We start from the raw sequence: 26980 nt of genomic DNA, 5'->3' as shown, positions 1-26980 counted from the left end.
GCGGCCATGTCGGCGCTGCCATATTGCGCGCAGGCCCTGGCGTTTTTGGGCGGGAAGATCGGGGGCGCGATGGGCGATGCGGGCTGCCGCAAGCGGCCCCCGGCAAGGGTTGCGGCGGACACGCCCGCCGCGCGCCGGCCATCGGTATGCCGGAAGCGCAGGCGCCTATGAAATTGTGCGTGCCCGCGTGGTCGCGCTGCCGCCAGTGACTATGCTGTCCGCAATCGGATCCAGCGACGCGCCAGGCAGGCAGTGCCCGGGATGGAGCGTCTGCGGACGGCGGTGCGATGCCGCCCACCGCCGCCACCGCGAATCCCGATGGAGGCGCCCGGCTCGACGGACAGGAGGATGTGGATGAAGTGGATGCGCGCAGTGTTGTGCGGATGGTCGCTGCTGCTGGCCTGGTCGCTGCCGGCCGGCGCCGCACTGGCCGCCGACGGGCAGTTCAAGGTGCTGGTCGCGGCGATTCCCAACAAGTACCACCACGACTACATCCCGGTGGCCAAGCCGCAGTTCGAGGCGCTGGCGCGGCAGCACTACTTCGAGCTGGTGTGGGCCTGGAACGCGGAGGCGTTCGACGGCGACCTGTCGCAGTACGCGGCGATCGTGCTGCTCAACACGCCGGCGACCGACCTGAACCCGGCGCAGCGCGCCAATTTCCAGAAGTACGTGCGTGCCGGCGGCGGCGTGGTCGCGGTGCACAAGGCGTTCGCGATCGCGCGCGGGCAGTGGGACTGGTACGACCGCCTGATCGGCCGCGCGTTCCGCACCCACCCGTACATGCAGACCGCGATGGTCGACGTGGTCGACCGCAACTTCCCGGCCACCGCCGGCCTGCCCGCGCGCTGGATGTGGACCGACGAGTGGTACGAATACGACCCGCCGTACAGCGACGACCTGGTCACCCTGCTGACGGTGGACGAGTCCAGCTACGACCCCACCCTGATCTGGCCCGGCCAGGTCGCCAAGGGCATGGGCAGGCCGCATCCGGTGGCGTGGTACCACCGCTACGAAGGCGCGCGCGTCTTCGTCACCGCGCTCGGCCACCTGGCCGAGGCCTACAACGACCCGCGCTACCTCGAACACCTGTACGGCGGCATCTACTGGGCCGCCACCGGCCACGGCATCGCCAACGATCCGGCCGCGGCACCGAGCCCGCGCTGAATCGCCAGCACCCCCTGTAGGAGCGGCTTCAGCCGCGACAGCAACCGAACCGTTGCCAGCAATCCGTCGAGGCTGAAGCCCCTCCTACAGAAGCGTCCGACCAGCACGCCACCCGCTTTTTGTGGGAGCGACTTCAGTCGCGACGGGCGTTACCGACAACGCCCATCGCACCCGATGGCCAACCCGCCATAGCCCGCAAACAGCAGCGAGCAAACCCCTAGACCTGCTCCCGCCGCACCGCCGGCTCCACCACCGGCGCCGCACCACCCCCCCGCGCCATGCTCGAAAACACCCCATCGCGGCGCACCCAGGCATGGAACAGCGCCGCGCACAGATGCCCCAGCACCGTGGCGAACAGCAGGTACGCCAGCCAGCCATGCGCGCTGCGCAGCCAGGCGTACAGCGCCGGGCTGTGCGGCGCGATCGGCGGCAGCTGCACGCCCGGCCACAGCACGATCGGATAGCCGCCGGCCGACAGCATCGACCAGCCCAGCAGCGGCATCGCCAGCATCAGCGCGTACAACAACCAGTGCGAGGCCAGCGCCGCCGTCTTCTGCCACCACGGCAGGTCCGCCGGCAGCGGCGGCGGCCGGTGGCGCAGGCGGTTGCCCAGGCGCACGATCGCCAGCAACAGGATCGCGATGCCCAGCGGGCGGTGCAGGTCGAGCAGCCACGGCCGCTGCGACACCGAGGCGACCATGCCCACGCCGACGAACAGCATGGTCAGGATCATCGCCGCCATCAGCCAGTGCAGCACGCGTGCGGTCGGGTTGAAATGCCCGGAGGCGTTCGCGCGGCTCATTGCGCACCCCCATGCGCCTGGCCGGTGGCATCGGGCGCCTGGCCGCGGCCGATCTCGCGCTCGCGGCGGTTGAACGATTGCGAATACACCGCCGAGCGCGCGGCCAGGATCGGATCGTCCGAACCGGCGATGCCGCGCGGCAGGATCAGCGGGTCGTAGTTGAGGTCGCGGCACGGGCCGGTGGCCTGCGGCTCGGCGTGGTCCAGCACCAGGGTGCCGGCGACCACCTGCTGCCGGTCCTGCGGCCAGGGCTGCGAGGGATCGTTGACCGGGTCGCCGGGCGCGGCCACGGTCAGCACCAGATCCCAGCGCAGCGGGCCGCGCGCCAGCCGCGCCTGCAGGTCCTCGCCGAGGAAGTCGGCATCGGCCTGCGCGCGCTGCGCCGCCGACAATTCCTTGAACGCGGTCTGCGGCCGCATCGACCAGCGCACGAAGCGGCTGCTGCCGTCGGCGGCGATGAAGCGGAAGCTGTTGACCCCGTTGTACTGGGTGTTGGCCCAGCTGTCCGACCACGGCGCGGTCTTGGCCCACTCCTGGAATTTCTTCGCTTCCGGATAGCGCTGCGCGAACGCGGCCAGCTTCGCCGGGTCCGGCTTGCCGGTGGCCGGGTCCGGCTGCGCGGCCAGGGTCTGCGCCATGAAGCCCTCCGGCGTGGCCACCACGAAGAACGGGAAACTGTTCATCGCCGTGCGCCACTGCTGGCCGTCGTCGCTGCGCAGCAGCAGCGCCATGCTGCGCACCCGCGCCGTGGCGTCGGCGCCGTGCGGATCGCCGCCGCCGATCGACATCCGCCCCAGCACCGGCACGGACGCCTGGGTGAACACGCGTGCCGACGACAACGCGCGCGCCTGGCCGTTGCCTTCGAAGTGGCCGCTCACGCACATGCCCTTGCTGTGCGCGCGGCGGAAGCCCGGATGCGGCGGACCGCCGGCCTCGATGGCGTCGGTCATGCGCTGCGCGGTCAGCCGCTGCGGTCCGCCCAGCCAGCCCGCGCTCCAGGCGAAGGCGGCGGCGAGCACGGCGCCGATCGCGACGATGGCGGCCAGCGGCAGCCACGGCCGTGGGCGGGGCGGCGGTGTGGGATCGGGATGGGACATGGGACGACTCCTGTGGCGGCGGCGATTGGGAGTGGGACGTCCGGCGCCGCGTTCTATTCCCGGCGTCGGCGATCGTGCGATGGCGGCGTGGAGCGTTCTCGCCGCCTGCCCGCCGCACGATCGAATGCGCGCAACCGGCCCAGACAGGCGGCTAACCCCGGCCAGGGAATAATCCGCCCCGCCGTGCGTCCTACCCGTGACGACCCTTGCCCGAGCGCTGCCGCACGCCCCTGCCATGCACGAACTCGACGACGAATCCCTGCGTGCGCTCATGCCCCGGCTGCGGCGCTTCGCCCAGTCGCTGAGCGGCGATGCGGCCAGCGCCGACGACCTGGTCCAGGCCGCGCTGGAGCGCGCGCTGCGGCGCTGGTCCACGCGCCGCGACGCCGAGGCGCTGCAGCCGTGGCTGTTCGCGATCGTGTACCGGCAGTTCGTCGATGCGCGCCGGCGCGCGCAGCGCTGGCAGCGGGTGCTGGCCCTGTTCGCGCCGCAGCAGCCGACCCAGGCGCCGTCCGCCGAACAGGTCCACGACGGCCGCGCGATGCTGGCCGCCTTCGCGCAACTGCCGGCCGAACAGCGCGCGCTGCTGTTGCTGGTCAGCGTCGAGGGGTTCAGCTACCGCGACGCCGCCACCGCGCTGGACCTGCCGATCGGCACGGTGATGTCGCGGCTGTCGCGCGCCCGCGACAAACTGCGCCAGATCGGCGAAGGCCGCGGCGCCGGCGGCCCTGCCTTGCGAGTGCTCAAATGACCGGACTGCGCCCCGACGACGAAACCCTGCATGCCTATGTCGACGGCCGCCTGGACCCGGCGCGCCGCGCGCAGGTGGCGGCGTGGCTGCAGGCCCATCCCGCGCAGGCCGCGCGCGTGGCCGGCTGGAAGCAGGACGCCGACGCGCTGCGCGCGGCCTGGGCCGGCGCCGAGGCGATGCCGCCCAACCCCGCATTGCGCGTGCCCGCGCTGCGCCGCCGCGTGCGCCAGCGGCGCCGCACGCTGGCCGCCATGGCCGCCAGCTGCGTGCTGATGCTCGGCCTGGGCACCACGCTGGGCTGGCAGTTGCGCGACAGCCGCCTGAGCGGCGAGCGCCTGCCGATGGCCGACGCGGTGGCGGCGTACCGCCTGTTCGCCGACGGCGAGCAACCGCTGGAATTCGACCCGGCGCGGCGGGCGGCCTTGCAGGGCTGGCTGCGCACCCACTTCGGCGCCGCCGGCGCGGTGCCCGACCTGCGGGCGCAGGGCTTCGCGCTGCGCGGCGGGCGCCTGCTGTCCACGCCCGAAGGCGCCGCGGCGATGCTGGTCTACCAGGACGCCGCCGGCGCGCGCATCGGCCTGTACCTGCGCCCGCGCAGCGCCCGCCTCGGCGACGGCGAGCGCCGCGACGGCCGCCTGCTGGCGCAGTACTGGTCCGAAGGCGACACCGCCTTCGCCCTGGTCGGCCCGGCCACGCAGACCCGCATGCGCCAGATCGCCCCGCTGCTGCGCGGGCAGGGCTGAGCCGGCCGCAACGCGGCGCATGCAGCGAAGCGATGCGTCTGCTTTCAGGGAGACGCGTCGGGACTGAAGTCCCTCCTACAGTGCACCCAGCGAGCAGGCCGCGCGCTCCCTGTGGGAGCAACTTCAGTCGCGACGAACGAAGCGGTACAGGTGCCGCCGACAAAAAGCGTCGAGACTGAAGTCCCTCCCACAACGAGCGAGGCAGCGGTGCCGCAGCGCAACCCCGGCCTTTGTAGGAGCGGCTTCAGCCGCGACCAGCGGCGTCGGGAACGCGCGCGGTTCCAGCTGTCTGTCGCGGCTGAAGCCGCTCCTACAGGGGCCAGCGCGCGTCGGCGGCCTCCCGGCCGCGCCTTCGCCGCGCCACCTCCCAAGCCTTACCCGGCGTAGCGCGCCTTCAGCATCGCGTAGGCCGAGCGCAGCGCCAGCGCTTCGCCGCCGGCGGGGCGGCCGGGGCGGTCGCTGTCGTTCCAGGCGTACACGTCCAGGTGCGCCCAGGCCTGCCGCGCCGGCACGAAGCGCTCCAGGTACAGCGCCGCGGTCACCGCGCCGGCCATGCGCGAGCCGGCGTTGGCCAGGTCGGCGACCGAGCTGGTCAGGTAGCGCAGGTAAGGGCGCCACAGCGGCATGCGCCAGACCGGATCGCGGCTGCGTTCGCCGGCGTCGAGCCAGGCCTGCGCCAGCGCGTCGTCGTTGGAAAAGAGCGCCGGCAGGTCCGGGCCCAGCGCCACCCGCGCCGCGCCGGTCAGCGTGGCGAAATCCAGGATCGCGTCCGGCGCCTGCTCGCTGGCGTAGGTCAGCGCGTCGCACAGCACCAGCCGGCCTTCGGCGTCGGTGTTGTCCACTTCCACGCTGATGCCCTGGCGGGTGGCGAGCACGTCGCCGGGGCGGAACGCGTCCGGGCCGACCGCGTTCTCCACCGCCGGGATCAGCACCGTCAGCCGCAGCGGCAGCCGCTGCGCCATCACCAGCCCGGCCAGCGCCAGCGCATGCGCCGCGCCGCCCATGTCCTTCTTCATGTGGCGCATGCCGTCGGCCGGCTTCAGGTCCAGGCCGCCGGTGTCGAAGCACACGCCCTTGCCGACCAGCGCCACGTGCGGGTGCGCGTCCTCGCCCCAGCGCAGCACGATCAGCCGCGGTGCGCGATGCGAGGCGCGGCCGACCGCGTGGATCGCCGGGAAATTGCGGCTCAGCAGCGCCTCGCCGACGATGCTGTCGCACTGCGCGCCATGCGCTTCGGCGAGCGCGCGCGCAGCGGCTTCCAGCTGGTCCGGGCCCATGTCCTCGGTGGGCGTGTTGACCCAGTCGCGCACGCGCACGCAGGCCTCGAGCAGGTCGCGCACTTCCGCGCCCGGCGTCGCCAGCAGCTTCGCCGGCAGCCGCGCCGGCTGCTTGTAGCGGGCGTAGCGGTAGCTGCCCAGGCCCCAGCCCAGTTGCAGCGCGTCCTGTTCCTCTTCGCTCAGCGCGCTGGCCAGGCGCCAGGTGCTGCCGGGGGGCAGCGCCAGCGGCGCATGCGCGTAGGCGTAGGCATCGCCGCGGTCGCCGACGCCGAGCACCGCCGCGGCCACGCCGTCGGCGCCGGGCAGCAGCAGCGCGGTGCCGGGCGCGGCCACGAACTGCTGCGCGTCCAGCCACGCCACCCAGGCCGGCGCCTGCGCCGCGCGCCATTCGGCCAGGCGTTCGCGGTCCAGCACATGCAGCGGCAACGCGTGGGCGGAGGCATCGGTGAAGCCGGAAGGCAGGGACATCAGCAAGTCCTTGTGGGGCGGGCGCGGCCGGCGGCGGGCGCGGCCTGGGCGAAAGGAAGACGGCGGCGGGCCGCGCTCATGCGTGCGCTCCGGCGGCCGGCTGGGTCGCGTCCAGCCAATCGGCCAGGCCGGTGAGCGTGTGGAAGTGCAGGTCCGGCGGCGTGGGCGGATGCCAGGCCTGCGCGTCGCGGTTGATCCAGCAGCCGCGCAGCCCGGCCTGCATCGCGCCGACCACGTCCATCTCGATGTGGTCGCCGACGTGCAGCACCTGCGCGCAGGGCAGGCCCAGGCGCGCGCAGGCGGCGTGGAAGATGCTCGGGTCCGGCTTGGCCGCGCCGTGCTCGCGCGCGCTGAGCTGGAACGCGAAATGCGGCGCCAGGCCGATCGTGGCCAGGTCGGCGTTGCCGTTGCTCAGCGCCGCCACCGGCACGCGCGCGGCGATCCGTTGCAGCGCCGCGATGCTGTCCGGATAGCATTCCACCTGGTTGCGCGCGGCGTAGAACACCGCGAATGCCGGCTCCGCCAGCGCCTCGTCGGCGCCGCTGTCGCGCAGCGCGCGGCGCAGGGTCAGGCGCCGCATCTCGCTCAGGTCGTGGACCAGGTGCGGATGCGCGGCGAACACCTCATCGCGCAGCTGGCGCATCGCCGCGACCGGAAACATCTCGGCGGTGCGCGGACTGTGCTGCAGCAGCCAGTCGTGCAGCACCTGCTCGATGCGCGCGCCGATCGGCGCGAACGGCCACAGCGTGTCGTCCAGGTCCAGCGTGATCGCGCGAACGGGGAAGGAAGGCAAGGAAGTCACTCGCAGCATTTTACGCCAACCGGCCGCAGCGGCCGTCGCTCCAGGTAGACACGCGCTTGGGCTGCGGCACCGCGCCGATCGCTTTCCCGAGTCCCCGGTTCCCGGTCCCGTGTCCCGGCCTCACTCCAGCAACCTGGCCCAGCGCTGCATGCCTTCCACCCGCGCCAGCACCATCTTGATGCACACCAGCAGCGGCACCGCCAGCAGCAACCCGATCATGCCCCACAGCCAGCCGAACAGCATCAGCGCCAGGATCAGCATCAGCGGCGAGATCGCCATGCGCCGGCCGAGCACGATCGGCGTCACCACCTGGCCTTCGAGCATGTGCAGCGCCAGGTACAGGAGCGCCGGCAGCGCCGCGCTCAGCGGGTCGCGGAATTCCACGAAGCCCATCAGCAGCATCAGGATCGCGCCGATCAGCGGGCCCACGTACGGGGCGAAGTTCAGCAGCGCCACCACCGTGCCCCACAGCAGCGCTTCCTGCAGCGGGATCTTCAGCAGCACCAGGATGCCGGCGAAGATCAGCCCGACCAGGGTGTTGATGACGCTGATGGTCAGCACGTAGCGCGACACCTCGCGCTCGATCGAGCGCAGGATGTCGGTGGTGAACTTCTGCTGCTGGCGGTTCGGCAGCAGCGCGATCGCGTGGCGCTGCAGGTTCTCGCCGAACACCATGAAGAAGAACGTCAGCAGCACCACCGCCAGTGCCGAGGCCGCCAGCCGCGGGGTGCGCACCAGCGCCTTGTACGGGTCGTCCATCTGCGTGCGGATCACCTGCACCCGGCGCCCGCTCTCGCCGCCGGCGGCGCGCGCGAAATTCTCCGCGGCCTGGTTGGCCTGCTGCATCGGCTTGGTCAGGTCGCGCACCTGGGTGGCGATGTGGCGCATCTGCCCGGGCGCCTGCTGCACCCACTCGGCGGCCGGGCCGGCCAGCTGCATGGTCAGCGTGGTCGCCACCGCCATGCCCGACAGCAGCACCAGCAGCGCGGCGAGGAAGCGCGGCACGTACAGCCGCTGCAGCACGCGCAGGATCGGATTGCCGACCAGGGCGAAGAACGCGGCCAGCAGGATCGGCAGGATCACCTCCTGCGCCGCCCACAGCGTGTAGCCCACCGCCAGCGTCGCCAGCACCACCAGCGACACCGGGCCGCGCGGGCGCGGGGCGGGCGGCGGCGGCAGCGCGTCCTCGGGTGGCGGGGCCACGTCGCCGGCGTCGGCCACGGATTCGGGGAAAGCGTTCATCGGACCTGCGCTGCGTACGGCGCCCCTGGCGCACGTCCTGCGGACGCGCACCGTTCGGCGGGAAAAGGGGGGACGCGGAGTGTAGGCCGATCCTGGCCCGGGCGAAATGAAGGCGGCGTGGCGGCCGCGGCCAACCGCCGCGGCCGCGGTGCCGCGCTCAGCGTTCGGACAGTTCGGTGGCCGCTTCGGCCGCGTGCGGTGGCGCCTGGCCGGGGACGCCGGTCGGTGCCGCGGCGGGCGCGTGCGGGCGCGGGCCGGGATCGGCCGGTGCCGGCGTCTCGGCCGCGTCGACCGCGTCCTGCGCGGTGTCCGCCGCGCGCTCGGCCTGGTCGGAGGCCTCCTTGACCTTGGTCGCGGTCAGCAGGCTGGAGACCGCGCTGAGCATCTGCAGCCAGCGCGCGCCGCCGATCTTGCCGATCGCCGCGGCCGGTTCGGCGCGCCCGGCCAGGAAGCCGGCGCCCAGCCCCACCGCGACGATGCGCAGCGGCGTCCAGCCTTCGCGCCAGACGCGCTGCAGCGTGGTCCACTGCGTCTGCATCTGCTGCTGGCGGCCTTCCAGCACCGTCTCGGCGCGGGCGATGCGGTGCTGCAGTTGATCCAGCTTCATCGGCCCGCCTCGCTTGCCGCGGACGCGTTGCCGCCGGCGTTGTCCTCGTCCTCGCCGCCGATGCCCAGCTTCGCCAACTGGCGGCGGGTGGCGTCGAGCTTGCTCATCTCGAAATAGCGCAGCGCCTGCCACGCGCCCAGCGCGGTGACCACCAGGCTGAACGCGGCGGTCGCCGAAATCGACGCCAGCCACGACCAGCCAAGCCGCTGCAGCACCGCGATCAGCGCGCCCATCAGCAGCATCCACGCCGAGGCGCCGAACGCCACCGCGATGGTCAGCCACACCAGCGCACGGGCCATGGCCGCGCGCGCCAGCGCCAGGTCCGCCACCACCAGCTTGCGCAGCGCGCGGCCGGCTTCCAGGGTGGCGGTCAGGCCCTCGCGGCCGGCCGTGCCGAATTCGCGGAACGATTCCTCCAGCGACGGCCGCTCGGCCGCCGCCGGATCGGGCGCGGCCGCGGCGCCGTCGCGGGCCTGCTGATCGCTCACGTGGCTTACTTGTCGCTGCTGCGCGCCAGCTTGGCGATGATCCAGCCGGTGGCGAAGGCCACGCCGAAGGAGGCCAGCGGGCGCTCGCGGATCAGCTCGGCGGCGCTGTCGATCAGGTCGCGGCCCTTGTCCAGCAGCACGTCCACCTGTTCCTTCGCCGCGGCACCGCCGAACTCGGCAGCGGCCAGCCCGGACAGCGCGCTGTCGGACAGCTCGGCCTTGACGTTGGCCTTGCCCAGCTTCAGTTCGTCGCCCGCGGCACCGGCGGCGCCCTTGATCGCTTCGCCGGCGTAGCTGGCGGCCGACTTCAGGTGCGAACCGGCTTCGCTGAGGTTGTCCTTGAGGTTTTCGGTATTGGTGGGATTGGCATTCATCGCGTGTCTCCTGACGGTGGTAGGGGCATACCTGCGCGCGGCAGGCGGTTCGCGGATCGCGATCCAGAGAAATAGCATCGACGCGGTGTAGAGCTTGTTACGCCCGCGCGGCGTGCCGACGGCCTGGCCGAACGGCATTATGTCCAAGTACAGCCCGCACCGCGCGCCGCCCACAGCCCCGCCCGCTTTTTTTGTAGTAGCGGCTTCAGCCGCGACAAGCGAAGCCGCAAACCCGGCCGGCGCCGGACCCTGTCGGGGCTGAAGCTCCTCCTACAGTGCACCCAAGCCAGAACGCCGCGCGCTTTAATTGTGGGAGCGACTTCAGTCGCGACGAACGAAGCCACAAGCCCGGCCGGCGTGGTGCCCTGTCGGGGCTGAAGCACCTCCCACAGCGCACCCAGCCAGCCGGCCGCACGCTTTTCTGTAGGAGCGGCTTCAGCCGCGACGAACGAAGCCGCAAGCTCCAACGATCCCGCAACCGCCGGAGGCCGCAGCCCCCAACCCTCACTGCATCAACAAATCCGCCTGCGCCCCACCGCGCACCACGCGCAGCACCAGCTGCGCCGGCTTGCGCGCGAAGTTGGCGCGGAAGCTGGCCAGGTCGGCGAACTCGCCGGTGGAGGCGGCCATCACGATGTCGCCGCTGGCCAGGCCGTTGCGCGCCGCGCGGCTGCCGCGCGCCACGGTGCCGACCAGCACCCCGTTGATGCCGGACTGGCGCAGCGACTCGGGCAGGTCGGTGAAGCTGGCGCCGCCCAGGCGCGGGTCCAGCGCCTCGCCGCTCACCGCGCGCGGCTGCTCCTTCAAGGTGGCCTTGATCTGCAGCGGCTTGCCGTCGCGGCGAACGTCCAGCGTCACCGTGCTGCCCACCGGCTGCAGGCCTTCGTAGTTGTGCAGCGCCTCGGCGCTGTCCAGGCGCTCGCCGTTGGCGCCCACCACCACGTCGCCGGGCTGCAGCCCCGCGCCGGCCGCGGCCGAGCCGGTCAGCACCCGCGTCACCAGCGCGCCGCGCGGCGCGTCCAGGCCCAGGCCCTGCGCCATCTGCGCGGTCAGGTTCTGGGTCTCGATGCCGAGGGTGCCGCGGATCATCACCCCGTTGTTCTTCAGCAGCTGATCGACCACCGCGCGCGCCAGGTTCGACGGGATCGCCAGGCCCAGGCCGATGTTGCCGGCCATGCTGCCCTGCGGGTTGAAGCTGGCGGTGTTGATGCCGACCAGCTCGCCGTGCAGGTCGACCAGCGCGCCGCCGGAGTTGCCCGGGTTGATCGAAGCGTCGGTCTGGATGAAGTTCTGGTAGCCCAGGCCGCGGATGCCGTTGCGGCCCATCGCCGAGACGATGCCCGAGGTCACCGTCTGGGTGAAGCCGAACGGGTTGCCGATCGCCACCACGAAGTCGCCCACGCGCAGCTTGCTGCTGTCGCCCAGGCGGATCTCGGTGAGCTTGTCGGCCTTGATCCGGATCAGCGCCACGTCGGTGTCCGCGTCCGAGCCCATGAACTCGGCCTTGAAGCTGCGCCCGTCGGCCAGGGTCACCTGCACGTCGTCGGCGTTCTCCACCACGTGGTGGTTGGTCAGCACGTAGCCGTTCTTGGCGTCGATGATCACCCCCGAGCCCAGCGACTCGTTGATCCGCTCCTGCGGGATGTCCGGGAACAGGCGCCGGAAGAACGGATCGGCGAAGTAGGGATTGCGCACCCGCACCACCTGCTTGGTGTTGATGCTGACCACCGCCGGCATGGTCTGCTGCAGCATCGGCGCCAGCGACGGCAGCGGCTGGCCGGCCACCGAGGCGGGCAGGGCCGCGCTGCCGGCCACGGTCTGCGCCACCGGCGGGGCCGGGGCGGGCGCGGCGTTGGCGCGGTTGTCCAGTTGCGCGTTGATCGCGGTGGCGGCGAAGCCGCCGAAGGCAGCGGCGGCGGTCAGGGTCAGCAGCGTGGGCAACGGTCGCATGGGTCGGGGTTCCGGATGACGCGGCGGGAGACGCAAGGCAGATGGGCGCCGGGGCGCATAAATCAAGATGAACGCGCGGCGTTTAACCGCCAGTGAAAGCCCGGCGCCGGGCAAACCCACGGCGGCGTATGGCGGCGCCGCTCGACCCCGGTTCCGGCGTTGACAGCGGGCCCGCCCAGGGTTAGCTTGACGTCTTCGTTTTGCCACTACATGTAGCGGTAGGGCGGCAGACCGACCCAACAACTAGGGGTTTTCACTGGGTGTTCACATCCCAGGGGGCGCGCGCAGTGACGCATGGCGTGAACGTGAGACGGGCCTTCGAACGCCCTACGCATTCCCATCCGGCCGAAGGGTGGCGCCGCGCGCGCTGCCGCGGCTGTCGTCGTCGCGCAGCGCAAGCGGTTTACAACTAAGAGACACGGCGGACGGCCACCCCCATCCGCCCCATCGGGACAGGTTCGAGGAGAACAGAAAAGAATGAGCACGGTGCGCCTGGAAGTCGTCCAGACCGAGTCCAAGCAGAACCCCATCCCGATGCAGCCTGCGTCGCAGGATATCTGGGACAAGAAGTACCGCCTGAAGACCAAGCAGGGCGAGCCGCTGGATGCCGACATCGACGGCACCTACCAGCGCGTGGCGCGGGCGCTGGCCGACGCCGAGGCCACCGAGGAAAAGCGCGCCTACTGGTTCGAGCGCTTCGCCTGGGCGCTGCGCCGCGGCGCGATCCCGGCCGGGCGCATCACCTCCAACGCCGGCGCGCTGGAACACAAGCCGGCCACCAGCACCATCAACTGCACCGTATCGGGCACCATCACCGACTCGATGGACGGCATCCTGGAGAAGGTCCACGAAGCCGGCCTGACCCTCAAGGCCGGCTGCGGCATCGGCTACGAGTTCAGCACGCTGCGCCCGCGCGGCGCGTTCGTGGCCGGCGCCGGCGCCTACACCTCCGGGCCGATGTCGTTCATGGATATCTTCGACAAGATGTGCTTCACCGTGTCCTCGGCCGGCGGCCGCCGCGGCGCGCAGATGGGCACCTTCGACGTGTCGCACCCGGACGTGAAGGACTTCATCCGCGCCAAGCGCGAGGACGGGCGCCTGCGCCAGTTCAACCTGTCGCTGCTGATCACCGACGGCTTCATGCAGGCGGTGGAGAACGACGCCGACTGGCCGCTGGTGTTCCCGGTCAACCGCAAGGAAGAGGCCGACATCGACCTGGCCGACGCCAGCGCGGTGGTCTGGCGCGACTGGCCCACCCACAGCAACTACATCGTCCGCGACGACGGCCTGGTCGCGTGCAAGGTGTACGGGCAGATCCGCGCCCGCCACCTGTGGGACATGATCATGGTCTCCACCTACGACTACGCCGAGCCGGGCTTCATCCTGATCGACCGCGTCAATGAGATGAACAACAACTGGTGGTGCGAGAACATCCGCGCCACCAACCCCTGCGGCGAGCAGCCGCTGCCGCCGTACGGCGCCTGCCTGCTCGGCTCGATCAACCTCACCAACTTCGTGCGCGACCCGTTCACCGCCCAGGCGCGCTTCGACTGGGAGGAATACAAGGAAGTGGTGCGCGTGTTCACCCGCATGCTCGACAACGTGGTCGAGGTCAACGGCCTGCCGCTGCAGCAGCAGCGCGACGAGATCCTGCGCAAGCGCCGCCACGGCATGGGCTTCCTCGGCCTGGGCTCGACCATGACCATGCTGCAGATGAAGTACGGCAGCCCGGCCTCGTGCGAGTTCACCGAAGCCATCGCCCGCGAGATGGCGGTGGCCGGCTGGGAGACCGCGCTGACCCTGGCCAAGGAGAAGGGCCCGGCCCCGATCATGCAGGAGACCTTCGAGGTCACCGCCGCGATGCTGCGCCAGCGCCCGGAGATGGCGAAGGACGGCTGGCGCGTGGGCCAGCAGATCGAAGGCAAGCTGCTGCACGCCAAGTACAGCCGCTACATGCAGCGCATCGCCGAAGTGGCGCCGGAACTGGTGGACGAGCTGGCCGAGGTCGGCGCGCGCTTCACCCACCACAGCTCCATCGCCCCCACCGGCACCATCTCGCTGAGCCTGGCCAACAACGCCTCCAACGGCATCGAGCCCAGCTTCGCCCACCACTACAGCCGCAACGTGATCCGCGAGGGCAAGAAGTCCAAGGAGAAGGTGGACGTGTTCTCCTTCGAACTGCTGGCCTACCGCCACCTGGTCAACGCCAAGGCGATGCCGTTCGCCGAGGCCGCCGACGCGCAGCTGCCGGACTACTTCATCTCCGCCGACGACATCCACCCCAAGGAACACGTGGACGTGCAGGCCGCGGCGCAGAAGTGGGTGGACAGCTCCATCTCCAAGACCGCCAACGTCCCCACCGACTACCCCTACGAGCAGTTCAAGGACATCTACCGCTACGCCCACCAGCAGGGGCTGAAGGGCTGCACCACCTTCCGCTTCAACCCGGCGGCCTTCCAGGGCGTGCTGGTCAAGGAGGCGGACCTGGAGAACACCACCTACCGCTTCGAACTGGAAGACGGCAGCGTGGTGGAAGTGAAGGGCAACGAGCAGATCGAATACGACGGCGAGATGCACACCGCCGCCAACCTGTTCGATGCGCTGAAAGAAGGGTATTACGGCAAGTTCTGACGGCCGTCTCGCGCGTCCCCCGTGGCGACGGGGGGGCGCCGCGGCGGCGGGAAACCGGGGTGGCCGCGCGCCGGCGTTCCCCAACGCTTCCCTACCGCCCATCGTTTGTCGCCACATCCGGTTCCACGCTTCACTTCAATCGGTATAGCATCGCCCGCGTTACATAAACACTGACACCCTGAGGAGGGTTTTTTATGAGCAACGGTAATGGTGTGACGGCGACGCTGACGCAAGTCGCCGAGAACGTGAAAGAGACCGCCAGCAACGTCGGCGAAGCGATCGCCGCCACCGCCAGCGACGCCGTCGCCAGCGTCAAGCAGACCGCCGAGAACGTGCAGAAGCGCGTGCAGGACCAGGTCGCCAAGACCCGCAAGGCGGTCAAGAAGGCCGAGAAGGCCGTGGCCAAGCGCGCCGAGAAGGCCGGCAAGTCGGTGAAGAAGACCGTCGCCAACGCGCGCAAGAAGCTGGAAGCGGCCAAGGCCAGCGCCCAGTCCGAAGCCGCCGCGCTGAAGAAGGCCGGCAAGAAGACCGCCAAGAAGGCCGCCGCGAAGAAGGCGCCGGCCAAGAAAGCCGCCGCCAAGAAGACGGCCACCAAGAAGGCCGCAGTGAAGAAGGCCCCGGCCAAGAAGGCCGTGGCGAAGAAGGCGGTCAAGAAGGTCGCCGCGAAGAAGGCCGTGGCCAAGAAGTCGCTGGCCGCCAAGAAGACCGCGGTCAAGAAGAGCGTCGCGGTGAAGAAGGCCTCGGCCAAGAAGGCAGTGAAGAAGGTCGCCAAGGCCGCCAAGAAGAGCACCGCCAAGGTCGCCAGGAAGACCGCCGCGGTGAAGAAGACCGCCGTGCGCAAGAGCGCCGGCAAGAAGGCCGCGGCCACCCGCGCCAAGAAGTAAGCCGTCCCACGCTGCACCCTCTCTCCCGTGCGCGGGAGAGAGGCAGCGCGCGGGACGCGCGCCCAATACGACACGCACACCAGGAACGCACCATGGCCGTCAAGATCGACAAGAAAATCAAGGGCTACGCCGTCGTCACCGCCGAAGACAAGGCGCGCGAGGCCGCACCGCCGGTGCCCGCCGCGTCGATCGACCGCGCCACCGCCGAGGCCGAGACCCCGGTGGACAACATCATCCACATGCACGAGCGCATCGAGCGCCCGGACGTGCTGATCGGCAGCACCTACAAGATCAAATCGCCGTTGGTGGAACACGCCATGTACGTGACCCTCAACGACATCGTGCTCAACGCCGGCACCGAGCACGAACTGCGCCGCCCGTTCGAGATCTTCGTCAACTCCAAGTCCATGGAACACTTCCAGTGGATCGTGGCGCTGACCCGCATCATGTCCGCGGTGTTCCGCAAGGGCGGCGACGTCACCTTCCTGGTCGACGAGATGAAGGCCGTGTTCGACCCCAAGGGCGGCTACTTCAAGGCCGGCGGCGTGTACATGCCCTCGCTGGTGGCCGAACTGGGCAGCATCGTCGAAGAGCACATGAAGTCCATTGGCCTGCTGCACGACCCGGAGATGAGCGACCACCAGCGCGCGCTGATCAACGAAAAGCGCAAGCAGTACGAAGACCGCTCAAAAAAAAACAGTGAAGTGAAGCCCGCTGCTCCTTCTCCTACGGGAGAAGGTGCCCGCAGGGCGGATGAGGGTACGGCAACCGCCGACTCCACCGCCGACCACGAAGAAGACATCGCCGTCACCGGCGACGGCGCGAGTTTCCCGCCGTCGGCCACGATGTGCCACAAGTGCAACACCAAGGCCCTGGTGATCATGGACGGATGTGCGACTTGTTTGAATTGCGGGTATTCGAAGTGCGGGTAACAGATATGCTAGGAAGCAATCAATGATTAGCTACTCGACCCATTTCCCCCTGAAACAAGGGGTTAGTGTTGCTGAGGTTGTAAAACTTGGCCATAGATGGATTGCTGGTAGTCCCCACTCAAAAATTAAGCTTTCGGCTCTATGTCTTCCTGATCATAACGATGAGCAGGACTTCATCTTGGGCGACGAGCGTGTTTCGACGCTCATAGTATCAGGTGGTGGGGAGTCTATATCTGCTGGAATTCGTTACTCGCAAATATCAGACGAGAAAATTGAGTGGGTAACGACTCTTAGCTGTACTCGGATAGATGAGAAAATTTTTGTAGGCGTCCAGGTTTCCTGCGATAAAGAAGGCGGTGTCCCTCGGTTGCCTCCAGCCAGAAAGCCTCATCTCATAAAGATGCTTTTGGGTGAACTTGGGGGTGGCGATGATGGCGATATCCCTGTGGCTGATAAAGCTATTCCACTGCCTGACTCAAGTCCTGCTGTTGCTGCAGCGCTGATGACTGGTGAGGCTCGTAATTCTTTGCCAATCATTTATATCAGTCGGGGGTATGATGAGCGCTTGGGTCTGGATCCAGAGCGGCTGGTGAGGTTCGTCTCCGGAGCAGCTCATGTCGTCTGCGAGCCAAGCCGTAGATTCTCTATTTCGCTGAGAAGTTTGGTGGGGCGAGCAGCCGTCTACGGAGGTAATATTGGAATTTATTGGCCAGATGGTGCGGAGCGATGGAATTTCTTTCCTGTCCCTGGAGAAAATCCAAAAGAATTGATTCTTGATATTTGGCGATCAGTAAGAAATGCTTCTGTCCATCGTCGTGTGCCTTCTAAATTGGGTTGGCTTTATCTAAGGGAGCAGCTCGCAAAACATCGAATAGAGCTTGTTCGGAATCAGGGGAATGCTGACGTAGAGGCCTACACAAAGGCTTTCGATGACGAGATTTCTGCGAAACAAGATCGCATTGATGAGCTTGAACGTGAGCTTGCGAGAGCGCTTGCTACGAGTAGTAGGCCCCAAGGAGCTGCAACGGGCGGTGAGCTTCTCAAGTCTGGCCCTGAGCGAGATTTCTACGACGGTGAGACTATTGATATTCTGATTGATGCGCTTGAGCAGTATAAGGGTTATGTGCCTCCAGAAAGTCGAAGGCTGCATTTGATTGACTCCCTTCTTAAGGTAAATGATAGGCGAGGGAATGGCGGGCGTATTGACTCGGAAATCAAGGCGGCTCTGCGTTCTTACAAAGATATGGACCGTGCAACAAGAAAAGTTCTCGAAGAATTCGGCTTTTCAATTTCTGAGGATGGCAAGCATTACAAGGTGGTTTATCATGATGATGCACGGTATGCATTCACAATAGCAAAAACCGCGAGTGATCATCGCGCTGGGTTGAATATTGCTGGTGAGATATCCAGAAAGATTTTCTGATTTGGAGGTGAGGAGATTAATCGATTGTATTGGTCTTCATGACGCACGGCATGTAAACAGATGGTTTCGTATTTCGGAAGTGCGCGACGGCGTTGTTCTGGTTGCGTCAGGGTGAGTAACAGGGTCAGAATGGAATTGCCGTAGATAGATATAGTAATTTCTGTCTACAAAGTTATTTGACAACGGCTTTCGCGCACAGCAATATTTAATCGCTGCGTCAAATCGCGCAGCCGGGATTGGTGTCCCGTGCCCAAAGGCGCATCCAGCGCCCATCTTTCGATGTCCGGCGCTTTTTTATTGGCTGCATCGACGACGGCGAATGCTCTGCCGATTTACGGCGGGCGGTGCGCGGGAGCCTTCGGGCTCGCCGGACCTTTGGCCGGTACGCCAATCGCGCACCGTCCGCCACCCTGATTGGCGTCGGGGAGCGGACTTCCTTACCAAAGGAGCCTCGCATGTCCCGCAAAGCAACCGCACCCAAAAGCACTGTCACTCCCAGTCGTCGCATCCGCAAACCAGCAAACCCGTTCGACGCGTCTGCCAACACCTCACAGATGCTAGGGCTATCGCTCGGCGACCTGCGATACACCACGCTGTTCAAACCGGTTCCGACGGAAGACGAGCTGCCGCCCAAGCGCGCGCCGGGTCCGCGCCAGCCCGCGCAGTGCACCATCGGCTACACCTGCCACGACGTGCTGGTGGACGGCCGCCGGCAGAGCCAGCGCATTCCCACCCTGCGCCTGAGCGGCCAGTGGCTGGAAGCGTTGGGCTTCGCGCCGGGCAGCAAGCCGCGCATCGCCATCGTCGATGGTGCGCTGGTGATCACGCCCGCTTCCGAGCGCAACGCGTCCTGAGCGAGCCGTCGCGCCGGCTGGCTTTCTGGCGGTCGGCGCACCGGCCAGTGTGGCTGCGGGCTGCAGCCTGATGGAGTACAACGTTGATGTTCGGAGGCGCCGAGAGATGACGATGCGTGTCTTGTTGGTACCCGGAAGCAGTTGTGGGCTGTAATCAACGTGACGGTAGCGGGCCATAACATTCCCTTGCCGTGATGGATCGGGTGTAGCAGCATGGGCAAGGTCTTCTTCAGCTTCGTTCGGCGCAATCCTCCCAATTTAGTCGGCCCTGGGAGTTCTGCCAGCGCTCAGCCAAAGAAGGCCGCGTAGCCGGCCAGTATCCGGGTCTTGTCGACGCCGGCGGCCGCAGCGACGCGCTCATGGCGCTGAATCCGCCCGCACACCACCACGCCGACAGGCGCAAAAAACACGGCGCTAATGCCGCGACGCGGCATCACCCACGCTACCGGCTTCGGGCCTGTTCAGCCTCCGCCCCGGCCGCTGCGAGCGCCGGTGGGCGCTGGCGAATGCCGCCGTAGCTCAATCGCCGCCACAGCCACTCCACCGGGCCGATGCTGAAGCGCGCCAACCACCAGCGGCTGCTGATCACCTGCATAGCGAACAGCAGCACGCCCAGCGCCAGCGCCAGGTCGAGTGGCATCCGCCCGTACTGGCCCAGACCGAAGCCGTAGAAGATCCATGTGCAGACCAGCGACTGCAGCAGGTATTGGGTCAGCGCCATGCGACCGAGCGGCGCGAACACACCCAGCCACACGCGCCAGCGCGATCGCTGCAGCAGCAACAGGATGCCGGCCGCGTAGCCCAGGGTCAGCGCGAACTTGGCGAAGAAGAAGGTCGCCTTGATCAAGACCCGCAGCGGCTGCAGCGCAAGCTGATTCACCCAGGCATGCAGCGCCTCCTGCGGCACCGCGTTGGCCACCAGCCCGAAGCTGAAGCAGAGCACGAAGACCTGCCGCAGCCGGCGCCGATGCGCGTCCGGCGCCGAAAGCCATCCGCCCTTCCAGGCCGCAACGCCGACGATGAAGAACGGCGCCAGGATGATGAAGCGATTGGCGATACGCATCGGGCCGATCACATGCAGCGTTTCCCACCATCGGTATTGCAGGGCGTCGAGCCACCCACCTTGCCCATAGTGCTGGAGACCAAGGGTGTAGGTTTGCGCCGGCGGCAGATCCGTTGCAAGCGCCTGCATCGGACCGGCAATCACCGCCGAGACGATCAGCACCACCGGGATCGCCCACAACACCCGGCCGGCCGACAGCCGCAGGAAGGGCAGAACCATCAAGCTGATCAGTGCGTAGTCGAGCAGGATGTCGACGTTCCACAACAAGAACGTGTGCACGCTGCCCAGCAGGGCGAGCACCGCGCTGCGACGCAGCGCAAACGGCCAGCGCGACTGACCCTTGTCGGACGCACGATCGGCCTGGATGGCGAGGCCAGCACCGAACAGGATCGACAGCAGCGCCGCCGCCTTGTTCTCCAACAGCACCCTAACGAGGTCGCCGGCCAAGCCACCGAAGTCTCCCAGCGGATAGGCGACCCCGGCTTCCCGCGCCAAATCGGCACCGCAGAAGTAACCGATATTGACCAGCAGCACGCCGAACAAGGCCAGACCGCGCAGCACATCCAATTGCAACAACCGTTCGCCGCGAGCGACCGGGTCTTGCGACACAACTTCCGCAGACATAGCTACTCTCTCAGTAAGACACTGACTCAGTTCGCCGGCGCGATGCCGAGCACCCGCGCCGCCATGTTTTTTGCCCGCGTGGCGGGGGTCGGGTTTCCTTCGCGAACCGCGGTGACCACGGCCCCGTCGAACAGCAGCATGAGATCGCCGGCCGCGCTTTCGTCCAGCCCGGCCGCTCGCAACAAACGGGCGAAGTAGGCCTCGAAGCGGTGCTTGTGCGCAGCCGCAGCCCGATGCAGTGCGTGGCTGGGCAGCGGCGTCTCGGCGATGGTGTTGAGGAAGGTGCAACCGCGGTAGTCGGGGCTGGCCAGGCGCATCGCCAAGGCGTCGAACACTGCCAGCGGCCGCAGATTTGCATCGGGCGCCAAGCGCTCGACCTCCTGCTCGAACCAGGCGCAGAGTCGTTCGTCGTGCCGCTCCAGCACCGCCAACGCCAGACCTTCCTTCGACCGAAAGTGCCGATAGAAGCTCATGCGGGCGACTTCCGCGGTGCTGATGATGGCGTCCACGCCGACCGCCTGAATCCCCTGCCGATAGAACAGATTGGTGGCGACATCCAGGATGCGCTCGCGAACCTTGCTCATGATCACTCCGGCGGTGGATTCCCGGCGGATGATATAGACCGGTAAGTATCATTTCAAGTCAAGCGCAGGCGGACCCTACCCACGACATCGCCGGGAGCAGGCGTGGCATCGCGTTTGGCTTGGCTGGCCCGGCGCTTGAACTCAGGCGTGTTCGGTGCTGGCGGCAAAGGTCCAGGCCTTGCCGTGGATCGTGCTGATCCTAGCCATCACGGAGTACGCGGGGCGGGGCCAAACGTTCGATCGATGTGCTACTCCCCATAGTGGCCGGAAGGGATGCTCAGGGTTGCGAAGCGATCAGTAGGAACCTCCTGAAGTTCCCTCTTTCGGGCGAGGTCTCGCAGCACTTTCTGAACTTCTTCTTCTGGCCGGAAGCGGCCTCGGAGTGGAGGTTTCGGAGGCCGCTGCTCGGCTACTCGTGCCTGCTAAGGTCACTGTCTGTTCTGCCATTTCGAGGGGTGAAGGGGTCGGGTTCACTTCCAGGCCGACCAGACACCATGACGTTCCCCGTTGGCGGTTGGCTGCTCGCGCCTCGACCCAACCATGGGCTTGGCAGGGTCCTGGACATGGCGAGAGGAGCCGGCGGCTGAGGCGTGCGCCACCGTTTGTCGGTCGATGACGGGTCAGGCCGGCTCCCACAAAAATGTTCAAGCCGTCTCAGAATTTGCAACAAACATCGGTAAGCTTTGTCGGCGCCGGGCAATGCCCGCGCACCGCGGTTGCCCGCCTACAACGCTATCGAAGCTCAAGGATGATGCTATGCCGAACCCCCGCGTTCGTCTGTTCCGCCGTATCGGCGTGGCCTGCCTGTTGCTGCTTGCTGGCGTACTGAGTGTCCCATCCAGTTTTGCTGTGACGCCGCAGCGCCAGTACGGCCCCCCGTATTCGGCCGGCTCGGTCTCGTTTCCGACTGTCGGCGCCGCGGTTCAATATCTGTACGACAGCGCCTACAACCTGTGCAGTTCGCAGCCCGACTGCGTGACGCCGACGATGACGGCTACCTACAGCGACGGCTACACCGCCGCGAAGGTGTATCGCAATGGATATTGGTGGGGCAATGTCTATGCCAACGACAACATCGCGGGACAGGGCCAGCCGGTCAAGAACGCCGGCACCTGCAACACGCTGTGCACCGGTGGCTTGGGGCAGGCGGGCGACAACACCGGTCCGCACGGCAGCAGCGGCGATGCCGCGCTGAAGCGCGATGGCGCGCATCGGGGCACGCCCTTCGAAGGCGACCCGATCAACACCGCCACCGGCAACCTGTTCCGTCAGGACACCGATTACGATTCGCCGACCTGGCTGACCCTGCGCCGCTTCTACAACAGCAAGACGTTCGTCACTCAGGTCGCACTGGGCAACCAGTGGCGCCATTCCTTCGAGCGCACCCTGGACGTGCTGCTGTCCGGTAAGGCTGACGACGGCAGCCGCATTGATGTTCGCCGGCCGGACGGTGGCCTGGAACGGTTTCGCCCGAGCAACGGCGGATGGGCCACCGATCCGGACATGCCCGACACCCTGACCGAGCGCCGCGACAGCGCAGGTGTGCTGCTGGGCTACTCCCTGGCCGTGGCAGCGACCCAGCAGACCGAGATCTACGACACCGCCGGCCTGCTGCGCTCGGTCTTCGATCGCATGGGCCAGACCGTGCTGACCCTGGACTACAGCGACCTGCCGCCGGTGCCCGGCAGCAAGCCGCCGCCGAACCTGCTGCAGCGGGTCACCGATGCCGGCGGTCGCTCGCTCGGCTTCGCCTACGACAGCACCAATCGGTTGACCACGGTCACCCTGCCCGATGGCGGCACGCTGACCTACGGTTACGACAGCACCGGCAACCTGACCTCCGTGCAGTATCCGGACGGCAAGGCGCGCCAATACGTCTACAACGAGCCGTCGCTCACCTCGAATGCGAACCTGCCGACCGCGCTGACCGGCGTCATCGACGAGAAGGGCGTGCGCTTCGAGAACACCGGCTATGCCAGCAACGGCAAAGCGATTTCCTCCAGCTTCGCCGGCAATGTCGATACGACGCAGGTGGCGTATTCCGCATCCACCTCCAACTGGGGCATTCCGGCCACGGTGACCTCGCCGCTGGGAACGCAGGTCTATTTGACCTATACCGACAGCGGCTACGGCGCGATGAAGCCGACCGGCGCGGGTGTGGCCTGCGGCGAACAGTGCAATCAACCCTGGAAAGCACTGACTTACGACGACAACGGGTATCCGGCGTCGATGACGGACTTCAAGGGCACGGTCACCAAGACGACCTACGCGGCCGGCGGCCTGCTGACCCAGCAGGTCGATGCGTCCGGCACCGCCCAGCAGCGCACGACCAACACCACGTGGAATACCAGCCTGCGCGTGCCGCTGACCCGCATCGTGCTCGACGCTGCCGGCGCCACGGCCGCCAAGTCGGCCTGGGCCTACAACGCACGCGGCCAGCAAACGGCGCGTTGCCAGGTGGATCCAACCGTGTCCGCGGCCATGAGCTACAGCTGCGGAAGCGCGGCCAACGCGCCGGCCGGCGTGCGCCAGTGGCTCACCAGCTACTGCGATACCGTCGATGGCACGCAGTGCCCGCAGATCGGCCTGGTGCTGAGCCAGGACGGCCCGCGCACCGACGTGGCCGACACCACCACCTATCGCTACTACCTGACCACCGACGAATCCGGCTGCGCCAGCGTCGGCGGCGCCTGCCATCGCGCCGGGGACCTGTATCAAGTGGTCGATGCGCTGGGCCGCGCCACCACCTATGTGGCCTACGACCGCAACGGCCGCCCGACGCGCACCCAGGACGCCAATGGCCTGATCCGCGATCTCGCCTACACCCCGCGCGGCTGGGCGGCATCGAGCACGTTGCGCGCGAATGCCGACGGCACGCCGTCGGACCAGGACCAGGCCACGCTCGTCGCCTACGATGCGGTCGGCAACGTCAGCAAGGTCACCGATCCGGACGGCACCTTCGTCACCTACGGCTACGACGCCGCGCACCGCCTGACCGACGTCACCGATGGCGCCGGCAACGCGATCCACTACACGCTGGACGCCTCCGGCAACCGGGCCAAGGAAGACACCAAGGACGCGTCCGGCACGCTCAAGCACACGCTGTCGCGGATCTACAACAAGCTCGGCCAACTGGCCACGCAGGCCACCGCCGAGGCCGACCCCACCGACTTCACCTACGACAGCAACGGCAACGTGCAGTTGGTGACCGACGCGCTCAAGCGCAAGACGCAGACCGATTACGACCCGCTGGACCGGGTCAAGCAGGTGCTGCAGGACGTCGGTGGCATCGCCGCGAAGACCCAGTTCGACTACGACGCGCTGGACCGCACCACCAAGGTCACCGACCCCAAGGGCCTGGCGACGAGCTACCAATACAACGGCCTGGGCGACCTGCTCAAACTGACCAGCCCCGACACCGGCGTGACCAGCTACACCTACAACAGCGCCGGCAACCTGGCGACCCGGACCGACGCACGCAACACCAAGACCAACTACGTCTACGACGCGCTCGGCCGCCTGGCCAAGGCGACCTACGCGGACAAGGCGCTGATCGCGACCTACACCTACGATGCCAGCCAGACCGTCTGCCCCGCCGGCGAAACCTTCGCGCTGGGGCGCCTGAGCAAGCTGCAGGACGGCAGCGGCCTGACCCAGTATTGCTACGACCGCTTCGGGCGCGTGGTGCGCAAGGTGCAGACCACCAACGGCAAGGCGCTGACCGTGCGCTACGCCTACACCAAAGGCGGGCGCCTGAGCCGGGTGACGTATCCGGACGGCGCGGTGGTGGACTACGTGCGCAACGCGTTGGGGCAGGCGACGGACGTCGGCGTCACGGCCGCAGGCGGCGCGCGGCAGAAGTTGCTCGGTGGTGCGACCTACTACCCGTTCGGCCCCAGCGCCGGCTGGTCCTACGGCAACGGCCGGCCGCTGCAGCGCGCGCTGGACCAGGACTACCGCCCGCTGGCGATCCAGGACAGCCGCAGCGACGGTCTCAATATCGGCTTCGCCTTCGACCCGGTCGGCAACCTCACCGCGCTGACCGCGCCGGGCAACACCGCGCCGGTCGTGAGCCTGGGCTACGACAATCTGGACCGCTTGACCGCGTTCAAGGACGGCCCGACCGGCACGGTGATCGACGGCTACAGCTACGACGCCACCGGCAACCGGCTGAGCGCCCAGGTCAACGGCAGCGCCCAGACCTACGGCTACCCGACCGACAGCCATCGCCTGGCGAGCGTGGCCAGCGCCGCGCGCAGCTACGACGCCGCGGGCAACACCACGGCCATCGACGGCACGGCACGCGAGTTCGCCTACGACGCGACCGGACGCCTGAGCCAGGCCAAGCGCAGCGGCACGCTGGCGATGGAGTACCGCTACAACGACCGCGGCGAACAGGTGCGCCGCTTCCTGGGCACAACCAACACCTACACGCTTTACGACGAAGCCGGCCACTGGCTGGGCGACTACGACAGCAACGGCAAGGCGCTCCAGCAAGCCATCTGGCTCGACGACCTGCCGGTGGGCGTGCTGGCAGGCACCTCGTTGAACTACATCCAGCCTGACCACCTCGGCACCCCGCGCACGGTCATCGACCCGGCGCGCGACGTGGCGATCTGGACCTGGGACATCAAGGGCGAGGCCTTCGGCAACACCCTACCGGACCAAGACGCGGATCGCGATGGCACGGCGTTCGTGTTCGGCATGCGTTTTCCCGGCCAGCGCTATGACAGTGCGACGGGGCTGAACCAGAACTATTTCCGGGACTACGATACGGGCACGGGCCGCTATGGACAAAGCGATCCGATCGGGATGGCGGCGGGCAATAGCACGTTTGCTTATGTTGAAGCGAGACCTTTGGTTGCAAGAGATTTATATGGGCTGCAATCTAGTGCGATGGTAGGCTCGGAAGCTGCCAGAGCGATAGGACCCTATGCCGCAAGAAACGCTGATGGAGCTATCGAAAATGATATTCCAGTCAGCAGATTGTTTGGTTGGGATCGAAATGAGGCTCGGCCTACGGTAGAAGTTCCGCTTGACGAGAAAATTCTCAACACTCTTTACGACGCGTCCCAGTTTGGAATGATGAGTAGGGTGGGGAGCTTGGTCAGCTCAAAGCTCAATAATGTCAATAATCAGTGTTCTGAGGATGATGAGTTGCGGAAAAACTGTCAGGCATTGAAGGATAGTATATTGAATACTTGTTATGGGCTTTCGCCAAGAAAAAGAATGGCGTGTTATGAGGCGGCAAATACTAGCTACCGTCAATGTATGGGGTATGAGTAATGACAAATTATCGTGGTGAATTGGTGGCAGAAAGAGCGCTTCTTTTTTCTGGCGCCGACGACGCGGCTTTGGAAGAGTTCAAAGTCAGGATTTTTGCTCCAGTGCGTATTGAGTCAAAAAATGTGAATTTTCAATTTGACGAGGGCGCTGCCGTCTGCGTCATAGAGCTTTTGGGGCTCGCTGAGCAAGATATAGAGATTCACGGTATAGATGGAGTTCATGCGCTGAAGCAGGCATCAGATGTGGACGTGGTATTAAAGCGGATTGCGAAAAAAAATGGCTATACATTTTTCTGGCCATCTGGTGAGCCATATTTCGAGGACTGAATAGTTCGCGGATTGCGCTCTGGAATTAGCAGTTCGTGGTGCGGTCGCTAGGAGTGTCAGCATAGTCCTTGCGGGGAGGTTTTTTTGCCTATGGTTGATTTTTATGAAAGTTAAGCTAATTGCCTGCGTGGCACTGCTGTCCATGGGTTCCCAAGCGGTAAAAGCTGCTCCGGACGAGGTTGAGGCGCAGCAACTGATTTTAAATCTTTATCATGACTATGCTTGGGTGGCGGTCATTGGAGGTCAATGGAAAGGGAATGAAATTTCTTCTGAGGAAAAATCCACCTTGGAAAATTTCTTTGATCCTCATATCGCCAGCCTGATTGACAAAGACAATAAATGTAGGTCTAAAGGTGAGGTTTGTAATCTCGATTTTGATCCGATATATGCATCACAAGATCCTGCAATTTATGATCTGAAAGTAGGGCGTGTAAATAAAAATAAAGTAAAAGTAACATTTAAGTATCCGGAGACTCATGAGGTGATTTCAATCGATTACTCTGTGGTCAAATTGGGTTCCGGTTGGAGAATAAATGATGTGTGCTACAGCGACGGCTCCTGCCTGTCTCGTATTCTTGAAGGGAGTGCCAAGTAAGCTATGCACAAAG

General features: G+C 66.7%; 23 protein-coding genes. 11 read left to right on the top strand and 12 right to left on the bottom strand.

Annotated elements, in window-relative coordinates; all coding sequences use genetic code 11:
• The first annotated feature begins 354 nt into the window (after positions 1–354).
• Positions 355–1164 carry a ThuA domain-containing protein gene (locus tag AB3X10_RS21555; protein WP_369977429.1) on the top strand — a complete coding sequence of 270 codons (810 nt, stop codon included), beginning with the start codon at positions 355–357 and terminating at the stop codon, positions 1162–1164.
• 217 nt (positions 1165–1381) lie between these two features.
• Here AB3X10_RS21555 and AB3X10_RS21550 read toward each other — a convergent pair whose 3' ends face one another.
• Together AB3X10_RS21550 and AB3X10_RS21545 are read right to left on the bottom strand one after the other, a co-directional pair.
• Positions 1382–1966, bottom strand: a complete 585-nt coding sequence (locus AB3X10_RS21550; RefSeq protein WP_369977428.1) for a cytochrome b — start codon at positions 1964–1966, stop codon at positions 1382–1384.
• Entirely contained in the window at positions 1963–3063 is a 1101-nt protein-coding gene (locus AB3X10_RS21545) for a catalase family peroxidase (RefSeq protein ID WP_369977427.1), read from the bottom strand. Before AB3X10_RS21545 ends, AB3X10_RS21550 begins: the two co-directional genes overlap by 4 nt.
• A 235-nt stretch (positions 3064–3298) precedes the next feature.
• Here AB3X10_RS21545 and AB3X10_RS21540 point away from each other — a divergent pair, with 235 nt between their 5' ends.
• The gene (locus AB3X10_RS21540) at positions 3299–3814 is read left to right on the top strand and encodes an RNA polymerase sigma factor (RefSeq protein ID WP_369977426.1); all 516 of its coding nucleotides are present in this window, start codon (positions 3299–3301) and stop codon (positions 3812–3814) included.
• Positions 3811–4557: an anti-sigma factor family protein gene (locus tag AB3X10_RS21535; RefSeq protein ID WP_369977425.1), complete on the top strand. Its 747-nt coding sequence runs from the start codon at positions 3811–3813 to the stop codon at positions 4555–4557. Before AB3X10_RS21540 ends, AB3X10_RS21535 begins: the two co-directional genes overlap by 4 nt.
• 374 nt (positions 4558–4931) lie before the next feature.
• Here AB3X10_RS21535 and AB3X10_RS21530 read toward each other — a convergent pair whose 3' ends face one another.
• The 7 genes from AB3X10_RS21530 to AB3X10_RS21500 all read right to left on the bottom strand — a co-directional run bounded on the left by AB3X10_RS21530 (position 4932) and on the right by AB3X10_RS21500 (position 11765).
• The gene (locus tag AB3X10_RS21530) at positions 4932–6302 is read right to left on the bottom strand and encodes a leucyl aminopeptidase family protein (protein ID WP_369977424.1); all 1371 of its coding nucleotides are present in this window, start codon (positions 6300–6302) and stop codon (positions 4932–4934) included.
• Positions 6303–6378: 76 nt separating this feature from the next.
• Positions 6379–7113, bottom strand: coding sequence for an HAD family hydrolase (locus tag AB3X10_RS21525; protein WP_369977423.1), 735 nt, complete (start codon positions 7111–7113; stop codon positions 6379–6381).
• A 111-nt stretch (positions 7114–7224) separates the two neighbouring features.
• On the bottom strand, positions 7225–8346 hold the full coding sequence (locus AB3X10_RS21520; protein ID WP_369977422.1) for an AI-2E family transporter: 1122 nt from the start codon (positions 8344–8346) through the stop codon (positions 7225–7227).
• Between the two features lie 157 nt (positions 8347–8503).
• Positions 8504–8953: a hypothetical protein gene (locus AB3X10_RS21515; protein WP_369977421.1), complete on the bottom strand. Its 450-nt coding sequence runs from the start codon at positions 8951–8953 to the stop codon at positions 8504–8506.
• A complete protein-coding gene (locus tag AB3X10_RS21510) occupies positions 8950–9441 on the bottom strand; it encodes a phage holin family protein (protein WP_369977420.1) in 492 nt (163 codons plus the stop codon). Before AB3X10_RS21510 ends, AB3X10_RS21515 begins: the two co-directional genes overlap by 4 nt.
• Before the next feature lie 5 nt (positions 9442–9446).
• Positions 9447–9815 carry a hypothetical protein gene (locus tag AB3X10_RS21505; RefSeq protein ID WP_046979703.1) on the bottom strand — a complete coding sequence of 123 codons (369 nt, stop codon included), beginning with the start codon at positions 9813–9815 and terminating at the stop codon, positions 9447–9449.
• A 504-nt stretch (positions 9816–10319) separates the two neighbouring features.
• On the bottom strand, positions 10320–11765 hold the full coding sequence (locus AB3X10_RS21500; RefSeq protein ID WP_369977419.1) for a Do family serine endopeptidase: 1446 nt from the start codon (positions 11763–11765) through the stop codon (positions 10320–10322).
• Positions 11766–12242: 477 nt separating this feature from the next.
• Between AB3X10_RS21500 and AB3X10_RS21495 the strand changes: the two genes are divergently transcribed.
• From AB3X10_RS21495 to AB3X10_RS21475, 5 genes are all read left to right on the top strand, one after another.
• Entirely contained in the window at positions 12243–14396 is a 2154-nt protein-coding gene (locus AB3X10_RS21495; protein WP_369977418.1) for an adenosylcobalamin-dependent ribonucleoside-diphosphate reductase, read from the top strand.
• A 194-nt stretch (positions 14397–14590) separates the two neighbouring features.
• Complete coding sequence (locus AB3X10_RS21490; protein ID WP_369977417.1) at positions 14591–15280, top strand: hypothetical protein; 690 nt, start codon at positions 14591–14593, stop codon at positions 15278–15280.
• A gap of 92 nt (positions 15281–15372) precedes the next feature.
• Positions 15373–16212, top strand: a complete 840-nt coding sequence (locus AB3X10_RS21485; protein ID WP_369977416.1) for an NrdJb — start codon at positions 15373–15375, stop codon at positions 16210–16212.
• A 22-nt stretch (positions 16213–16234) separates the two neighbouring features.
• Positions 16235–17635 (top strand): hypothetical protein, encoded by a 1401-nt coding sequence (locus tag AB3X10_RS21480; RefSeq protein WP_369977415.1) that lies wholly within the window; start codon positions 16235–16237, stop codon positions 17633–17635.
• Positions 17636–18090: 455 nt separating this feature from the next.
• Positions 18091–18489: a SymE family type I addiction module toxin gene (locus AB3X10_RS21475; protein WP_369977414.1), complete on the top strand. Its 399-nt coding sequence runs from the start codon at positions 18091–18093 to the stop codon at positions 18487–18489.
• A gap of 287 nt (positions 18490–18776) precedes the next feature.
• Here the strand turns inward: AB3X10_RS21475 and AB3X10_RS21470 are convergent, their stop codons facing one another.
• From AB3X10_RS21470 to AB3X10_RS21460, 3 genes are read right to left on the bottom strand one after another with little or no spacing between them, the layout of a single operon-like run.
• Complete coding sequence (locus AB3X10_RS21470; RefSeq protein ID WP_369977413.1) at positions 18777–18923, bottom strand: hypothetical protein; 147 nt, start codon at positions 18921–18923, stop codon at positions 18777–18779.
• Positions 18924–18931: 8 nt separating this feature from the next.
• Entirely contained in the window at positions 18932–20176 is a 1245-nt protein-coding gene (locus AB3X10_RS21465) for a DUF418 domain-containing protein (protein ID WP_369977412.1), read from the bottom strand.
• 26 nt (positions 20177–20202) lie between these two features.
• Entirely contained in the window at positions 20203–20760 is a 558-nt protein-coding gene (locus AB3X10_RS21460) for a TetR/AcrR family transcriptional regulator (protein ID WP_369977411.1), read from the bottom strand.
• A gap of 756 nt (positions 20761–21516) precedes the next feature.
• Between AB3X10_RS21460 and AB3X10_RS21455 the strand changes: the two genes are divergently transcribed.
• From AB3X10_RS21455 to AB3X10_RS21445, 3 genes are all read left to right on the top strand, one after another.
• Positions 21517–26046, top strand: a complete 4530-nt coding sequence (locus tag AB3X10_RS21455) for a DUF6531 domain-containing protein (protein WP_369977410.1) — start codon at positions 21517–21519, stop codon at positions 26044–26046.
• Positions 26046–26372, top strand: coding sequence for a hypothetical protein (locus AB3X10_RS21450; RefSeq protein WP_369977409.1), 327 nt, complete (start codon positions 26046–26048; stop codon positions 26370–26372). The genes AB3X10_RS21455 and AB3X10_RS21450 overlap by 1 nt, the downstream gene beginning before the upstream one ends.
• 103 nt (positions 26373–26475) lie before the next feature.
• On the top strand, positions 26476–26967 hold the full coding sequence (locus AB3X10_RS21445; protein ID WP_369977408.1) for a hypothetical protein: 492 nt from the start codon (positions 26476–26478) through the stop codon (positions 26965–26967).
• Positions 26968–26980: the final 13 nt, after the last annotated feature.

Origin of the sequence: Xanthomonas sp. DAR 80977 (assembly GCF_041240605.1) — a bacterium.
In the GTDB taxonomy this organism is placed as follows: Bacteria; Pseudomonadota; Gammaproteobacteria; order Xanthomonadales; family Xanthomonadaceae; genus Xanthomonas_A; species Xanthomonas_A bundabergensis.
The sequence above is the reverse complement of the archived record's forward strand: the minus strand, read 5'-3'. Positions and strand labels throughout refer to the sequence as shown.

Bases quoted from the DNA above. Each gene is read 5' to 3' on its own strand.
- AB3X10_RS21555 (WP_369977429.1), top strand. From the start codon at position 355: ATGAAGTGGATGCGCGCAGTGTTGTGCGGATGGTCGCTGCTGCTGGCC.
- AB3X10_RS21550 (WP_369977428.1), bottom strand. From the start codon at position 1,966: ATGAGCCGCGCGAACGCCTCCGGGCATTTCAACCCGACCGCACGCGTG.
- AB3X10_RS21545 (WP_369977427.1), bottom strand. From the start codon at position 3,063: ATGTCCCATCCCGATCCCACACCGCCGCCCCGCCCACGGCCGTGGCTG.
- AB3X10_RS21540 (WP_369977426.1), top strand. From the start codon at position 3,299: ATGCACGAACTCGACGACGAATCCCTGCGTGCGCTCATGCCCCGGCTG.
- AB3X10_RS21535 (WP_369977425.1), top strand. From the start codon at position 3,811: ATGACCGGACTGCGCCCCGACGACGAAACCCTGCATGCCTATGTCGAC.
- AB3X10_RS21530 (WP_369977424.1), bottom strand. From the start codon at position 6,302: ATGTCCCTGCCTTCCGGCTTCACCGATGCCTCCGCCCACGCGTTGCCG.
- AB3X10_RS21525 (WP_369977423.1), bottom strand. From the start codon at position 7,113: ATGCTGCGAGTGACTTCCTTGCCTTCCTTCCCCGTTCGCGCGATCACG.
- AB3X10_RS21520 (WP_369977422.1), bottom strand. From the start codon at position 8,346: ATGAACGCTTTCCCCGAATCCGTGGCCGACGCCGGCGACGTGGCCCCG.
- AB3X10_RS21515 (WP_369977421.1), bottom strand. From the start codon at position 8,953: ATGAAGCTGGATCAACTGCAGCACCGCATCGCCCGCGCCGAGACGGTG.
- AB3X10_RS21505 (WP_046979703.1), bottom strand. From the start codon at position 9,815: ATGAATGCCAATCCCACCAATACCGAAAACCTCAAGGACAACCTCAGC.
- AB3X10_RS21500 (WP_369977419.1), bottom strand. From the start codon at position 11,765: ATGCGACCGTTGCCCACGCTGCTGACCCTGACCGCCGCCGCTGCCTTC.
- AB3X10_RS21495 (WP_369977418.1), top strand. From the start codon at position 12,243: ATGAGCACGGTGCGCCTGGAAGTCGTCCAGACCGAGTCCAAGCAGAAC.
- AB3X10_RS21490 (WP_369977417.1), top strand. From the start codon at position 14,591: ATGAGCAACGGTAATGGTGTGACGGCGACGCTGACGCAAGTCGCCGAG.
- AB3X10_RS21485 (WP_369977416.1), top strand. From the start codon at position 15,373: ATGGCCGTCAAGATCGACAAGAAAATCAAGGGCTACGCCGTCGTCACC.
- AB3X10_RS21480 (WP_369977415.1), top strand. From the start codon at position 16,235: ATGATTAGCTACTCGACCCATTTCCCCCTGAAACAAGGGGTTAGTGTT.
- AB3X10_RS21475 (WP_369977414.1), top strand. From the start codon at position 18,091: ATGTCCCGCAAAGCAACCGCACCCAAAAGCACTGTCACTCCCAGTCGT.
- AB3X10_RS21470 (WP_369977413.1), bottom strand. From the start codon at position 18,923: ATGCCGCGTCGCGGCATTAGCGCCGTGTTTTTTGCGCCTGTCGGCGTG.
- AB3X10_RS21465 (WP_369977412.1), bottom strand. From the start codon at position 20,176: ATGTCTGCGGAAGTTGTGTCGCAAGACCCGGTCGCTCGCGGCGAACGG.
- AB3X10_RS21460 (WP_369977411.1), bottom strand. From the start codon at position 20,760: ATGAGCAAGGTTCGCGAGCGCATCCTGGATGTCGCCACCAATCTGTTC.
- AB3X10_RS21455 (WP_369977410.1), top strand. From the start codon at position 21,517: ATGCCGAACCCCCGCGTTCGTCTGTTCCGCCGTATCGGCGTGGCCTGC.
- AB3X10_RS21450 (WP_369977409.1), top strand. From the start codon at position 26,046: ATGACAAATTATCGTGGTGAATTGGTGGCAGAAAGAGCGCTTCTTTTT.
- AB3X10_RS21445 (WP_369977408.1), top strand. From the start codon at position 26,476: ATGAAAGTTAAGCTAATTGCCTGCGTGGCACTGCTGTCCATGGGTTCC.